The sequence below is a fragment of the Rhodococcus olei genome, assembly GCF_039540555.1.
GTDB classification, from domain to species: domain Bacteria; phylum Actinomycetota; class Actinomycetes; order Mycobacteriales; family Mycobacteriaceae; genus Rhodococcus_G; species Rhodococcus_G olei.
Genome location: NZ_BAABFB010000038.1, coordinates 83,981 through 97,143, shown reverse-complemented (window position 1 = coordinate 97,143; position 13,163 = coordinate 83,981). Strand labels below are relative to the sequence as shown.

13 protein-coding genes are annotated in these 13,163 nt (G+C 70.8%); 12 read left to right on the top strand and 1 reads right to left on the bottom strand.

The window, feature by feature from the left end; all coding sequences use genetic code 11:
• The 5 genes from sucB to ABD951_RS12285 form a co-directional block, all read left to right on the top strand.
• Nucleotides 1-1,452 (top strand): 2-oxoglutarate dehydrogenase, E2 component, dihydrolipoamide succinyltransferase (gene sucB, locus ABD951_RS12305; protein ID WP_345345113.1); only part of this gene is annotated, 1,452 nt, incomplete at its 5' end.
• A gap of 87 nt (nt 1,453-1,539) precedes the next feature.
• Nucleotides 1,540-2,430: a TIGR01777 family oxidoreductase gene (locus ABD951_RS12300; protein ID WP_345345111.1), complete on the top strand. Its 891-nt coding sequence runs from the start codon at nt 1,540-1,542 to the stop codon at nt 2,428-2,430.
• Between the two features lie 46 nt (nt 2,431-2,476).
• Complete coding sequence (lipB, locus tag ABD951_RS12295; RefSeq protein ID WP_345345109.1) at nt 2,477-3,244, top strand: lipoyl(octanoyl) transferase LipB; 768 nt, start codon at nt 2,477-2,479, stop codon at nt 3,242-3,244.
• A 44-nt stretch (nt 3,245-3,288) separates the two neighbouring features.
• Complete coding sequence (lipA, locus tag ABD951_RS12290) at nt 3,289-4,317, top strand: lipoyl synthase (RefSeq protein WP_425569834.1); 1,029 nt, start codon at nt 3,289-3,291, stop codon at nt 4,315-4,317.
• Between the two features lie 73 nt (nt 4,318-4,390).
• Nucleotides 4,391-5,146, top strand: a complete 756-nt coding sequence (locus ABD951_RS12285) for a DUF4191 domain-containing protein (protein WP_345345105.1) — start codon at nt 4,391-4,393, stop codon at nt 5,144-5,146.
• 181 nt (nt 5,147-5,327) lie between these two features.
• Here ABD951_RS12285 and ABD951_RS12280 read toward each other — a convergent pair whose 3' ends face one another.
• Nucleotides 5,328-5,801 (bottom strand): RDD family protein, encoded by a 474-nt coding sequence (locus tag ABD951_RS12280; protein WP_345345103.1) that lies wholly within the window; start codon nt 5,799-5,801, stop codon nt 5,328-5,330.
• A gap of 218 nt (nt 5,802-6,019) precedes the next feature.
• Here ABD951_RS12280 and glnA point away from each other — a divergent pair, with 218 nt between their 5' ends.
• The 7 genes from glnA to ABD951_RS12245 all read left to right on the top strand — a co-directional run bounded on the left by glnA (nt 6,020) and on the right by ABD951_RS12245 (nt 13,163).
• The gene (gene glnA, locus ABD951_RS12275) at nt 6,020-7,456 is read left to right on the top strand and encodes a type I glutamate--ammonia ligase (protein ID WP_345345101.1); all 1,437 of its coding nucleotides are present in this window, start codon (nt 6,020-6,022) and stop codon (nt 7,454-7,456) included.
• 338 nt (nt 7,457-7,794) lie between these two features.
• Nucleotides 7,795-8,022, top strand: a complete 228-nt coding sequence (locus ABD951_RS12270) for a hypothetical protein (protein WP_345345099.1) — start codon at nt 7,795-7,797, stop codon at nt 8,020-8,022.
• Between the two features lies 1 nt (nt 8,023).
• Nucleotides 8,024-8,146 carry a hypothetical protein gene (locus ABD951_RS12265; RefSeq protein ID WP_345345097.1) on the top strand — a complete coding sequence of 41 codons (123 nt, stop codon included), beginning with the start codon at nt 8,024-8,026 and terminating at the stop codon, nt 8,144-8,146.
• A gap of 75 nt (nt 8,147-8,221) precedes the next feature.
• A complete protein-coding gene (locus ABD951_RS12260) occupies nt 8,222-10,348 on the top strand; it encodes an oxidoreductase (protein ID WP_345345095.1) in 2,127 nt (708 codons plus the stop codon).
• A 189-nt stretch (nt 10,349-10,537) separates the two neighbouring features.
• Nucleotides 10,538-11,191, top strand: a complete 654-nt coding sequence (locus ABD951_RS12255) for an ABC transporter permease (RefSeq protein ID WP_345345125.1) — start codon at nt 10,538-10,540, stop codon at nt 11,189-11,191.
• Nucleotides 11,191-12,417, top strand: a complete 1,227-nt coding sequence (locus ABD951_RS12250) for an ABC transporter ATP-binding protein (protein ID WP_345345093.1) — start codon at nt 11,191-11,193, stop codon at nt 12,415-12,417. The genes ABD951_RS12255 and ABD951_RS12250 overlap by 1 nt, the downstream gene beginning before the upstream one ends.
• The gene (locus ABD951_RS12245; protein WP_345345090.1) at nt 12,414-13,163 is read left to right on the top strand and encodes an ABC transporter permease; all 750 of its coding nucleotides are present in this window, start codon (nt 12,414-12,416) and stop codon (nt 13,161-13,163) included. Before ABD951_RS12250 ends, ABD951_RS12245 begins: the two co-directional genes overlap by 4 nt.

Genomic DNA, 13,163 nt, shown 5'->3' with positions numbered 1-13,163 from the left:
GTCGCCGCTGCCGCCGCGCCCGAGCCCGCCGCCGCCGCGCCCGCCGCCGCTGCACCCGCGCCGGCCGCCCCCGCATCCGGGACCCCCGTCACGATGCCCGAACTGGGCGAGTCCGTGACCGAGGGCACCGTCACCCGCTGGCTCAAGTCCGTCGGCGACGAGGTCGCGGTCGACGAGCCGCTGCTGGAGGTCTCCACCGACAAGGTCGACACGGAGATCCCGTCTCCTGTCGCCGGTGTGCTGCTCGAGATCAGTGCGCAGGAGGACGACACGATCGCCGTCGGCGCGCAGCTCGCGGTCATCGGTTCCGGCGCTCCCGCCGCCCCGGCCGCTCCGGCGCCGGCCGCCCCCGCGCCGGCTCCCGCGGCCCCGGCTCCGGCCGCTGCTGCTCCGGCTCCCGCCGCTGCTGCTCCGGCTCCCGCCGCTGCTGCCCCGGCTCCCGCGCCCGCGCCCGCGCCTGCTCCCGCCGCCCCGGCCCCCGCCGCCGCGGCACCCGCCCCGAGCGCGGACGCGACGCCGTACGTGACGCCGCTGGTGCGCAAGCTCGCCACCGAGAACGGCGTCGACCTGTCCACCGTGACCGGCACCGGTGTCGGCGGCCGCATCCGCAAGCAGGACGTCCTCGCGGCCGCCGAGGCCAAGAAGGCTCCCGCGGCCGCACCGGCCGCGCCTGCCGCTGCGGCCGCCCCGGCCGCGGCTCCGGCCGGCGTCCGTCCGGAGCTCGCGCACCTGCGCGGCACCACCCAGAAGGCAAACCGGATCCGCCAGATCACGGCGACGAAGACCCGGGAGTCGCTGCAGACCACCGCGCAGCTGACCCAGACCTTCGAGGTCGACGTCACCAAGGTCGCGGCCCTGCGGGCCCAGGCCAAGGCCGGCTTCGCCGAGCGCGAGGGCGTGAACCTGACGTTCCTGCCGTTCTTCGCCAAGGCCGTCGTCGAGGCGCTCGGCGCGCACCCGAACGTCAACGCCAGCTACGACGAGAACGCCAAGGAGATCACCTACCACGCGGCCGTGCACCTCGGCATCGCCGTGGACACCGAGCAGGGCCTGCTCTCCCCGGTGATCCACAACGCCGGTGACCTGTCGCTGGCCGGTCTGGCCCGCGCGATCGCCGACATCGCCGCCCGCGCCCGCTCCGGCGGGCTCAAGCCGGACGAGCTGGCCGGGGGCACGTTCACGATCACCAACATCGGCAGCCAGGGTGCCCTGTTCGACACCCCGATCCTGGTGCCGCCGCAGGCCGCGATGCTCGGCACCGGCGCGATCGTCAAGCGCCCGATGGTCGTCACCGACCACAACGGCAACGAGTCGATCGGTGTGCGGTCGATGTGCTACCTGCCGCTCACCTACGACCACCGCCTGGTCGACGGCGCCGACGCCGGTCGGTTCCTGACGACGATCAAGCAGCGGCTCGAGGATGCGGCCTTCGAGGCCGATCTCGGCCTGTAGGCACCGCGTTCGGTACGAGAACGACGCGTCGGGGGCACCATCGCTGCGGTGGTGCCCCCGTTCGTGTCCCGAGGAGGCGAACCAACGATGCGAGTGACGGTGGCGGGGTCGTCCGGCCTGATCGGCACTGCCCTGGTGGCCGCGTTGCGCGCGGACGGACACGACGTGCGCAGGCTGGTGCGCCGGCCGGTCGCCGGCCGGGACGAGTTCCGCTGGTCACCCGAGGAGGGTCGACTCGACTCCCGGGCCCTCGCCGACGTGGACGCCGTGGTCAACCTGTGCGGCGCAGGCGTCGGTGACCAGCGGTGGTCGGGCGCCTACAAACAGCTGTTGCGCGACAGCCGGATCGGGCCCACCGACGTCCTCGCCCGCGCGGTCGCGGACCAGGCGGTGCCCGTCCTGGTGAACGCGAGCGCCGTCGGCTTCTACGGCAACACCGGTGACCGCGCGGTCGACGAATCCGCGCCCGCCGGAACGGGATTCCTCGCCGATCTGTGCCGGGACTGGGAGGGCGCGACCGAACCGGCCCGCGCCGCCGGGGTCCGGACCGTGCTGCTGCGCAGCGGCACGGTGATCGCGCCGCGCGGCGGCCTGCTCGGCCGGCTCCGTCCGCTGTTCACGCTCGGGCTCGGCGGCCGGCTCGGCAGCGGGCGGCAGTACCTGTCGTGGATCTCCCTCGAGGACGAGTTGCGCGCGATCGGCTTCGCGTTGACGTCCGGCTCGCTGTCCGGGCCGGTGAACGCCACCGGCCCGTCGCCGGTCACCAACGCCGCCCTCGCGACCGCGCTCGGCCACGCCCTGCACCGTCCGACACCGTGGGTGGTTCCGGGATTCGCACTGCGCGCGCTCGTCGGGGAGTTCGCGGACGAGGCGGTCCTGCACGGCCAGCGGGCGCTGCCTGCGGCGCTCGAGGCCGCCGGATTCACGTTCCGCCACACCACGATCGGCGAGGCACTCGCCGCGGCCGTCGCGGGCTGACCCGCCGCCCGGGGCGGCCGGCCGCGGCGGGCGTAACGTGTCGGGAATGAGCAGCCCCACCGCCTCTGTCCGCATCAGCTCCGAGCCGCTCGAGATTCGCGAACTCGGCCTCGTCGACTACCTGCAGGCGTGGGATCTGCAGCGAACCCTCGCCGCCGAGCGTGCCGAGGACCGCGGCCGGGACACCCTGCTGCTGCTCGAGCATCCCTCGGTGTACACGGCGGGACGGCGCACCCAGCCGGAGGACCGCCCCACCGACGGCACCCCGGTCATCGACGTCGACCGAGGCGGCAAGATCACCTGGCACGGCCCCGGGCAGCTGGTCGGCTACCCGATCGTCAAGCTCGCCGAACCCGTCGACGTCGTCAACTACGTCCGGCGCATCGAGGAGGCGCTGATCGCGGTCGGCACGGACCTCGGGCTCGACTGCGGTCGCGTCGAGGGCAGGTCCGGGGTGTGGCTGCCTGCCGGCATGCGCGACGGGGTGTGGCTGCCCGAGCGCAAGATCGCCGCGATCGGGGTCCGGGTGCAGCGCGGGGTGGCGATGCACGGGTTCGCGCTCAATTGCGATGCGGCCCTGGACCGTTTCGACGACATCATCCCGTGCGGCATCGCCGACGCGGGTGTCGCGTCGCTGTCGGGGGAACTGGGCAGGCGGGTCACCGTCGCCGACGTGATCCCGGCGGTGGTCGCCGCGGTCACCGCGGTGTTCGACGGTGCGCTGCCCGTCTCCGGGCACGACATCGAGCGCGTCACGTTCGGCGCCTCCGCGAGCGACGCGGCGCCGGCGTTCACCACGCACCGCTTCGGCTGAGCGCGGGCCGTGGAGGCGACGGGCGTAGCATCGGGCGCGTGACTGTGGCACCCGACAAATCACCTGCCGCCCCACAAGGGCGCAAGCTCCTTCGCATCGAGGTCCGCAATGCCGAGACCCCGATCGAGCGGAAGCCGAACTGGATCAAGACCCGCGCGAAGATGGGCCCGGAGTACACCGAGCTCAAATCGCTGGTCCGCACCGAGGGCCTGCACACGGTGTGCGAGGAAGCGGGTTGCCCCAACATCTACGAATGCTGGGAGGACCGGGAGGCGACGTTCCTGATCGGCGGCGACCAGTGCACCCGGCGCTGCGACTTCTGCCAGATCGACACAGGCAAACCCGCCGACCTCGACCGTGACGAGCCCCGCCGGGTCGCCGAATCCGTCCGCGCGATGGGCCTGCGGTACTCCACGATCACCGGCGTCGCCCGCGACGACCTGCCCGACGAGGGTGCCTGGCTGTACGCCGAGACCGTCCGCCAGATCCACGCCCTGAACCCGAACACCGGCGTGGAGAACCTGATCCCCGACTTCCACGCGAAGCCGGACCTGCTCGCCGAGGTGTTCGACGCGCGCCCCGAGGTCCTCGCCCACAACCTCGAGACGGTCCCCCGCATCTTCAAGCGGATCCGGCCGGCGTTCCGGTACGAGCGGTCGCTCGAGGTCATCACCGCCGCACGCGACTTCGGTCTGGTCACGAAGTCGAACCTGATCCTCGGCATGGGCGAGACCCCCGACGAGGTCCGGGCCGCGATGGTCGACCTGCACGACGCGGGCTGCGACATCATCACGATCACCCAGTACCTGCGCCCCTCCCCGCGGCACCATCCGGTCGAGCGGTGGGTCAAGCCGGAGGAGTTCGTCGAGCACTCCGACTTCGCCACCGAACTCGGCTTCGCCGGGGTCATGGCGGGCCCGTTGGTCCGCTCGTCGTACCGCGCGGGACGCCTGTACGCCCAGGCGATGGCCCACCACGGGCGGCCGCTGCCGTCCGGTCAGGCCCACCTCGCGGAGGAGGGCGGTGCCGCTCAGGAGGCCGGCTCGCTGATCGCGCGCCTCGCCCGCGACTGACTCTCGACCGTCTACCGCACCCCACCCTGGTCGGGTGCGGTCGACGGTGGGGCCGGGTCGTATCCTGTGAGGTATGGCGAACGGCAGTAAGTCCGGAAAATCGGACAAGTCAACCAAGGAAGCGAAAGCCGCTGCGAAAGCGGCGCGCAGGACGGCATCGAAGGAGCGCCGCACCCAGCTGTGGCAGGCGTTCCAGCTGCAGCGCAAGGAAGACAAGCTGCTGCTGCCGCTGATGATCGGTTCGGTCGTCGGTCTCGCCGTCGTGTTCTTCCTGGTCGGCCTGATCTTCGGAATCCAGTGGTTCCTGCTGCCGGTCGGCATCCTGCTCGGTGTCCTGGCCGCGTTCGTCATCTTCGGACGCCGGGTGCAGAGGACGGTCTACGGCAAGGCGGACGGTCAGGCCGGCGCGGCCGCGTGGGCGCTGGACAACCTGCAGGGCGGCTGGCGGGTGACCAACTCGATCGCGGGCACCACCCAGCTCGACGCCGTGCACCGCGTGATCGGCCGACCCGGCGTCATCCTGGTCGCGGAGGGTTCACCGCAGCGCGTGAAATCGCTTCTCGCGCAGGAGAAGAAGAAGACCGCGCGACTCGTCGGCGACACGCCGATCTACGACATCGTCGTCGGCAACGAGGACGGTCAGGTGCCGCTCGCCCAGCTGCAGAAGTACCTGACGAAGCTGCCGCGCAACATCGACACCAAGCGGATGGACACGATCGAGGCGCGACTGGCGGCGCTCGGCACTCGCGGCGGCCCGGCGATGCCGAAGGGCCCGATTCCCGGCGGCGCGAAGATGAAGGGCGTCCAGCGCACGATTCGCCGGCGCTGACCTCCCCCGACACCGATGAAGGAGCCCTCGCCCGCTCGTACCGGGCGAGGGCTCCTTCGTCGTCGGTGTTCGGGGCGCGCCGACCGGCCGGCGCGGGACCCGGCACGTGCCCCCGACTCCAGATTCGGAATCGCGGCGCCCCGAGGCGCCCGTCGTCGTCGCCGCGACGAGCCGACCCGCCCTAGCGGGAGCGGACGAGCGCGGTACCGGTGGCGCGGTCGTGCATGCCGCGACCGTCGGTGTCGGTGATCAGCGGCGGCACCATGAACACGAGAAGCACCTGCCGGGACAGGGCGCGCACGATCCCGACCGGGACCGGCTTGTCGATGCGTGCCACCTGGAGGCCGACGCAGAACTGGCCGGGGGTGAAGGAGAACAGCGTCACCGTCACGACACCGACCGCGAACCACACCATCAACACGACGCTGGAGAGCCGGCTGTCGAGGGCGTCGCCGCCGAGGATCAGGACCGAGACGCCTCCGGCCATCAGCCAGTCGATCATCAGCGCCGCCAGCCGGCGGCCGGATCCTACCAGCGAGCCGGGACCGGTCTCCGGCAGCCCGATCCGCTGACCGCGGTACTTCGGGGTACCGTCGTCGTCGATCGGGAGTGCGGCCGTGGGGCCGGAGAGCCAGGATCCTGTCAAGCGCGCCATGTGTCCAGGATAGGCGCAGCCGGGACGGGGCCTCGACCAGGCGATGCCCGGCACCTCACGGCCCGCGTGGGCACGGTGTGACCTGCACCCCACTTCGCCACGTGTAACACTGGCGAAACATGGACTTGACGGTCGGGCAACACCAGGTCCTTACCGTCGCCTACCGACGAAGCCCGCCGCATCACCACTGGCTGGGACCCTACTGAAGGAGCACAAGCGTGGCGTTCACCACGGCCGACGAGGTCATCAAGTACATCGCGGACGAACAAGTCGAGTACGTGGACATCCGGTTCAGCGACCTGCCGGGCGTCCAGCAGCACTTCTCGATCCCGGCGTCCGCGTTCAACAAGGACGTCTTCGAAGACGGCCTCGCGTTCGACGGCTCCTCGGTCCGTGGGTTCCAGTCCATCCACGAGTCGGACATGATGCTCCTCCCGGACGTCACCACCGCGCAGATCGACCCGTTCCGTTCCGCCAAGACGCTGAACATCAACTTCTTCGTCCACGACCCGTTCACCCGCGAGTCCTACAGCCGCGACCCCCGCAACGTCGCGCGCAAGGCCGAGGAGTACCTGAAGTCGACCGGCATCGCCGACACCGCGTTCTTCGGTGCCGAGGCCGAGTTCTACATCTTCGACAACGTCTCCTACGAGTCGAACATGAACGGCGCGTTCTACAAGCTCGACGCGGTCTCCGGCTCCTGGAACACCGGCAACGAGCGCAACGCCGACGGCTCCCCGAACCTCGGTTACAAGGTGCGCGCGAAGGGCGGCTACTTCCCCGTCGCCCCGTACGACCACTACGTCGACCTGCGCGACGACATCTCCACCAAGCTGCAGGAAGCGGGCTTCGAGCTCGAGCGCGGCCACCACGAGGTCGGCACCGGCGGCCAGCAGGAGATCAACTACAAGTTCAACACCCTGCTCGCCGCGGCCGACGACCTGCAGCTGTTCAAGTACATCGTCAAGAACACCGCGTGGCAGCACGGCAAGTCGGCCACCTTCATGCCGAAGCCCCTCTTCGGCGACAACGGCTCCGGCATGCACGTGCACCAGTCGCTGTGGAAGGACGGCCAGCCGCTGTTCCACGACGAGGCCGGCTACGCGGGCCTGTCCGACCTCGCCCGCTGGTACATCGGCGGCATCCTGCACCACGCGCCGTCGCTGCTGGCGTTCACCAACCCGACGGTCAACTCGTACCACCGCCTGGTGCCGGGCTACGAGGCCCCGATCAACCTGGTCTACAGCCAGCGCAACCGCTCCGCGGCCGTGCGCATCCCGATCACCGGCAACAACCCGAAGGCCAAGCGCCTCGAGTTCCGCGCGCCGGACTCCTCGGGCAACCCGTACCTGAACTTCGCCGCGCAGATGATGGCCGGCCTCGACGGCATCAAGAACAAGATCGAGCCGATGGCGCCGGTCGACAAGGACCTCTACGAGCTCCCGCCGGAGGAGGCCCGCAACATCCCGCAGGCCCCCACCAGCCTGTCCGCCGTCATCGACCGGCTCGAGCAGGATCACGACTACCTCACCGAGGGTGGCGTGTTCACCACCGACCTGATCGAGACCTGGATCTCGCTCAAGCGTGAGCAGGAGATCGCGCCGGTGAACCTGCGGCCGCACCCCTACGAGTTCCAGCTCTACTACGACGTGTAAGGAGTCGGCACCGGAATCGGGGCCCTGACCTGGAACATCAGTTCGGGGCGCCCGGTTCCGTCCGCAGTGGATTTCGAGTCGGCCCGCCCGGCGATCGCTGAACCGATCGCCGGGCGGGCCGACTCGTCTGCATCACGGCCCGATCACCGCGCGACGCGGACCTCTCGGTCTCGTACTCGCAAGTCATGTCGAATCGTGGTTAACGTGTTCGTCACGTCGTTGTCGCCCCTCCGCACAACGGCGCAGGCCCGCCGGTCCGGCCCTCCCTGGGCGCGGCGGGCCGCCCTGTGCACCAAGGACTCCACACCGTGTCGGGGACAACACGTCGAGGAGCATCGATGAAGATTCCGCTGTGGATCGGCGGCCCCGCGGTGATCGCGCTGTCCGCGGTCGACGCCGTACTCGAGATCCAGCTGCGAGCAGTGCAGAGACTCGCTCGCACGGTGACCACCGGCATGGGCACCGAGGGTGCGCTGCAGATGATCGAGTACACGGCACTCGACGACGAAGACCGGGGGCCCACACGTTCGACGGCTCACCCGGCAACCCTCGACGCCTCGTCGTAGCGTGCGGCACGGTGAGACGCGGCCGCCGCGACCCGGGCCCAACCCGCCGATCTGGCCGGCCATGCTCGCGGCGGCGGCAGCGGTCGTCGTCGGGTTGGGCGTCTTCTATCTCCTGCTGCCCTGACCTCGGACCGTCGCCCGAGTCTCGTTGAGCGGGAAGCCGGGCCACGACGGCGCCACCGGCCCCTAGCTTCTGGTCGTGACGATCCGCAGCCAGACGTTCCCGCACCTGCTCTCCCCCGGCACCATCGGGCCCATCACCCTCGACAACCGGGTGGTCCTGCCCGCGATGGACATGAACCTGTGCGAGGACGGTGAGATCGAGCAGGGCGACATCACCCACTTCGCCGCCCGCGCCGCCGGTGGCACCGGGATGATCATCACCGGCTGCTGCGCGGTCGCGTACCCGGCGGGGTGCACCAGCCGCAAGGAGCCGGGCCTGTCCGAGGACCGCTTCATCCCCGGCCTGAAGGCGCTCGCCGACGCGGTCCACGACGCAGGCAGCAAGCTGTGCGTGCAGATGGTGCACCACGGCAAGGTGGCCCGCATCGACACCCTCGACGGCCGCCCGCAGCTGGTGCCGTCCATTCCGAAGCCGCCCGGTGACATGAGCGCGATGGCCGACTGCACCCCCGAGGAACTCGGCAAGATGGCCGCCATCCAGGAGGGCAAGCGGGCCACCCACCACGAGGCCACCCAGGAGGACCTGGACTGGCTGGTGCGGATGTTCGCCGAGGCCGCGGGCCGGGTGCTGGCGGCCGGTGGTGACGCGGTCGAGATCCACTGCGCCCACAACTACATCCTCGGTGGGTTCCTGAGCCGCTACTCGAACCAGCGCACCGACGAGTACGGCGGGTCGCTGGAGAACCGGGCCCGGCTCGGGTGCGAGGTGATCCGCGCGGTCAAGGACGAGGTCGGCGACGGTCTCGCGATCATCGTGCGCCTGGCCGGCCAGGAGTACGGCGAGTCCGACGGCCTGACCCCGGACGAGGCTGCCGCCGCCGCCGCGTTGTTCGAGAAGGCCGGCGCGGACGCAATCCACGTCACCGGCACCGCACTGAACGCGTTCGCGAACTTCACCGACGGCCCGCTGCCCGACACGGTCGGCTACTACACCGACAACGCGTCGGTGGTGAAGCGTGCGGTGTCGATTCCGGTCATCACCGTCGGCCGCATGCTGCCCGAGGTCGGCGAGACGATGATCGCCGAAGGCCGCACGGACTTCGTCGCGATGGGCCGCCAGCTCCTCGCCGACCCGCAGCTGGTGAACAAGCTGAAGGCCGGGCGGACCGAGCAGGTCCGGCCCTGCATCAACTGCTACGTCTGTGTGCAGGAGAACTTCTGGGACGACACGCCGCTGTGCGCGGTCAACCCGGCCCTGGGCAACGAGACGCTGCTCCCGTTCCCGCGCACCGCGACCCGCAAGCACGTCGTCGTCGTCGGAGCCGGGCCGGGCGGACTGGAGACCGCCCGCGTCGCGACCGAGCGCGGGCACCGCGTGACCGTGCTGGACAAGACCGACCGGCTCGGCGGCACGCTCTGGTTCTCCACCTTGACCACCCCCGACAACGAACGACTCCTGACGTGGCTCACCGCCGAGGTCGAGCGACTCGGGATCGAGGTCCGGCTCGAGACCGAGGCGACGGCCGCGACGATCCGGGCCCTGGCGCCCGACGCCGTGGTGGTGGCCACCGGCGCGGTGCGGGAACGTCCGCGCGTGCCGGGTGGTGACCTGCCGCACGTGCACACCGGGGATTCCCTCCGCGCACTCATGACCGGCGCCGGCGACGTCTCGGACCAGTCGCTGTTCCTGCGAGCCATGGGCAGGCTGGGTGCGCTCGCCGGTGTCACCCGGAGCCCCGAGAAGATCCGTGAGCTGAGCCGGCGGTTCCTCAGGTTCCTGCCGATGAGCAGGAACGTCGTCGTCGTCGGCGGATCGCTCGTCGGCCTCGAGCTGGCGGAGTTCCTGGCCGAGCGGGGAAGCCGGGTGACGCTGCTCGCCGAGGGCCGCCAGCTCGGCGTGCCGATGGCGATGCCGCGCCGCTGGACCGCGGTCAAGCACGCCCGCGAGGTGGGCGTGACCGTGCACCGGCAGGCGACGGTGCAACGGATCACCCGCAAGACCGTCGAGTTCACCGTCGACGGCACGACCCTGTCCGCACCGGCGAACATGGTCGTGGTCGCGTCGGGTGTCTCGGCGGCGGCGCCGCTCGCCGACGAACTGACCCGCGCGGGTGTCGACGTGCGCGTCGTCGGCGACGCCGGACGGGTCGACTACATCGAGGGCGCGATGCACACGGCATGGAAGGTCGCCACCACGCTGTGACGACCCCGGCGCGCCGGTGACGCGGACCGGCCGGCCCGGATTCGGACACGCCGAACAATACGGATCGTTTGCACGCGCACGAGTCCCGGAGCATGGTGGTGGCAGGTGGGCACCGGCGTCGGGGCCCGGGTCGCACTGTGGGCCCTCACCGCGACCGAGGTGCACAGTGCGAGGGGAGGTGTCGGCGGCGTGGATCTGCAGACCTGGTGGACCTTCGTCTCCGAACGCCGACAGCAACTGATCACCGACTCGTTCCTGCACGTCAGCGCCGTGGTGCAGTCCGTGATCCTGGCGACCGTGATCGCGGTCGGGATCGGCATCGCCGTCCACCGCAGCCCGTTCGGGTCGGCCGTCGCGACCGGTCTGGCCAGCACCATCCTCACCGTGCCCTCGTTCGCGCTGTTGGGTCTGCTCATCCCGATCCTGGGACTGGGCGTGCGCCCGACCGTGACGGCCCTGGTGCTGTACGCGCTGCTGCCGATCATCCGCAACACGATCATCGGCCTCGCGTCGGTGGACCCGGCGGTCGGTGACGCCGCCCGTGGCGTCGGGATGAACCGGCTGCGGGTGCTGGGCCGGATCGAGCTGCCGTTGGCCTGGCCGTCGATCCTGACCGGCATGCGGGTCAGCACCCAGATGCTGATGGGCATCCTCGCGATAGCCGCGTACGCGAAGGGGCCGGGGCTCGGCAACCTGATCTTCTCCGGACTCTCCCGGGTCGGCAGCCCGACCGCCGTCCCGCAGGCGCTGACCGGCACCGTGCTGATCGTCGTCCTCGCGCTGATTCTCGACGGCCTGTACGTCGTGATCGGCCGCCTGACCACGTCGAAGGGAATCCGGTGATGGCCGACGGCCCCCACGTCCACGGCGTCGAGATCGTCCTCGACGACGTCGTCAAGCAGTACCCGAACTCACCGACGCCGGCCGTCGCGGGCGTGTCGATGACGATTCCCGCCGGGGAGACGGTCGTGTTCGTCGGTCCGTCCGGCTGCGGCAAGACGACGACGATGCGGATGATCAACCGGCTGATCGAGCCGACGTCGGGGACGATCACCATCGCAGGCAAGGACGCGCTGTCCATCGACCCCGACCGGCTGCGCCGCGGCATCGGTTACGCGATCCAGCAGTCCGGACTGTTCCCGCACCTGACGGTCGGGAAGAACGTGGCCACGGTGCCGGGCCTGGTCGGGTGGGACCGCAAACGCGTCGCCGCCCGCGTCGACGACATGCTCGACCTGGTCGGACTCGACCCGGACACCTACCGTGACCGCTACCCCCGGCAGTTGTCCGGCGGGCAGCAGCAGCGGGTCGGGGTGGCGCGGGCCCTGGCCGCCGATCCTCCGGTCCTGCTGATGGACGAACCGTTCGGCGCGGTCGACCCGATCACCCGCGGCCTGCTGCAGGACGAGTTGCTGCGCCTGCAGTCGGAGCTCGGCAAGACGATCGTGTTCGTCACCCACGACTTCAACGAGGCGGTCAAGCTCGGGGACCGGATCGCGGTGCTGGGCAACCAGTCCCGCATCCTGCAGTACGACACCCCGGAGGCGATCCTGGCGAACCCCGCGGACGACACCGTCGCCGGATTCGTCGGCGGTGACGCCTCCCTCAAACAGTTGACGCTGACCCGGGTGCGCGACGTGCGGCTGCTGCACTGCCCGACGACGCACGAGAACGGGTCCGTCCAGGAGTTCCGCGACGCGCTGCTGACGCGCCGGCGCCGGTGGGGACTGGTCCTCGACCACCGGAACCGGCCGCTGCGGTGGGTCTCGCCGGCGCACCTCGCCCACGCCGACTCGCTGCACGGTGTCGGCGACCCGGTCGGCGAGCTCGTGTCCGTGCAGTCCACCCTGCAGGACGCGCTGGAGGCGCTGCTCGCCGAATCCAGCGCATCGACGGTCGTCACCGGCCGGCGCGGCGAGTACACCGGCCTGATCACGATCGACATCCTGGTCGCCGCGCTGCGCGAACTGCGCGAGGAGCACGCTCACGACCACGACGAGGAGGCGGCGCACTGGGCCGAGCCCACCGGCAGGCACGGTCGGCCGCAACCGGAGGAGGCGGCGCCGTGAGTGCGGTCGCCGAGCGGCGGTCCGAGCGAGGCCGGCTGCTGGTTCAGCCGGTGCTCGTGCTGATGCTCGTCGCCGGCGTGCTGATCTGGGCGTTCAACCGGGACCTGACCGCCACCCAGCAGGCCAGCATCAGTGTCGCGAACATCGCGAACCTGACGTGGGAGCACATCCTCATCACCGTCGCGGTGGTCGTGATCGTGCTCGCGCTGTCGGTGCCGCTGGGCACCCTGCTGACGCGGCCGGGATGGAATCGGTTGGCGCCGTTCTTCGTCGGCATCGCGAACATCGGCGCAGCGGCGCCCGCGATCGGCCTGCTGGTGCTGTTCTACCTCGCGACCCGCACGACCGGGTTCTGGATCGGGGTGCTGCCGATCGCGTTCTACTCGCTGCTTCCGGTGCTGCGCAACACGATCCTCGGCTACCAGGAGGTGGATCCGGCCCTGATCGACGCCGGACGCGGCCAGGGCATGTCGGCGCTGACGGTGCTGCGGAGGGTGGAGTTCCCGATGGCGGTGCCCTACATCCTGGCCGGCCTGCGCACGTCCCTGGTGCTCGCGGTCGGGACCGCGACGTTGTGCTTCCTGGTCAGCGCCGGCGGCCTCGGCATCCTGATCGACACCGGATACAAGCTGCGCGACAACGTGACCCTCGTGGTCGGCGCGGTGCTCGCGGTCGCGCTGGCGCTGTTCGTGGACTGGCTCGGCGCCCTCGCCGAGACGTACCTCGGTCCGAAGGGGTTGCGGTGA

Coding starts and splice junctions, on each gene's coding strand:
- ABD951_RS12300 (WP_345345111.1), top strand. CDS start 1,540: ATGCGAGTGACGGTGGCGGGGTCGTCCGGCCTGATCGGCACTGCCCTG.
- lipB (WP_345345109.1), top strand. CDS start 2,477: ATGAGCAGCCCCACCGCCTCTGTCCGCATCAGCTCCGAGCCGCTCGAG.
- ABD951_RS12285 (WP_345345105.1), top strand. CDS start 4,391: ATGGCGAACGGCAGTAAGTCCGGAAAATCGGACAAGTCAACCAAGGAA.
- ABD951_RS12280 (WP_345345103.1), bottom strand. CDS start 5,801: ATGGCGCGCTTGACAGGATCCTGGCTCTCCGGCCCCACGGCCGCACTC.
- ABD951_RS12270 (WP_345345099.1), top strand. CDS start 7,795: ATGAAGATTCCGCTGTGGATCGGCGGCCCCGCGGTGATCGCGCTGTCC.
- ABD951_RS12250 (WP_345345093.1), top strand. CDS start 11,191: ATGGCCGACGGCCCCCACGTCCACGGCGTCGAGATCGTCCTCGACGAC.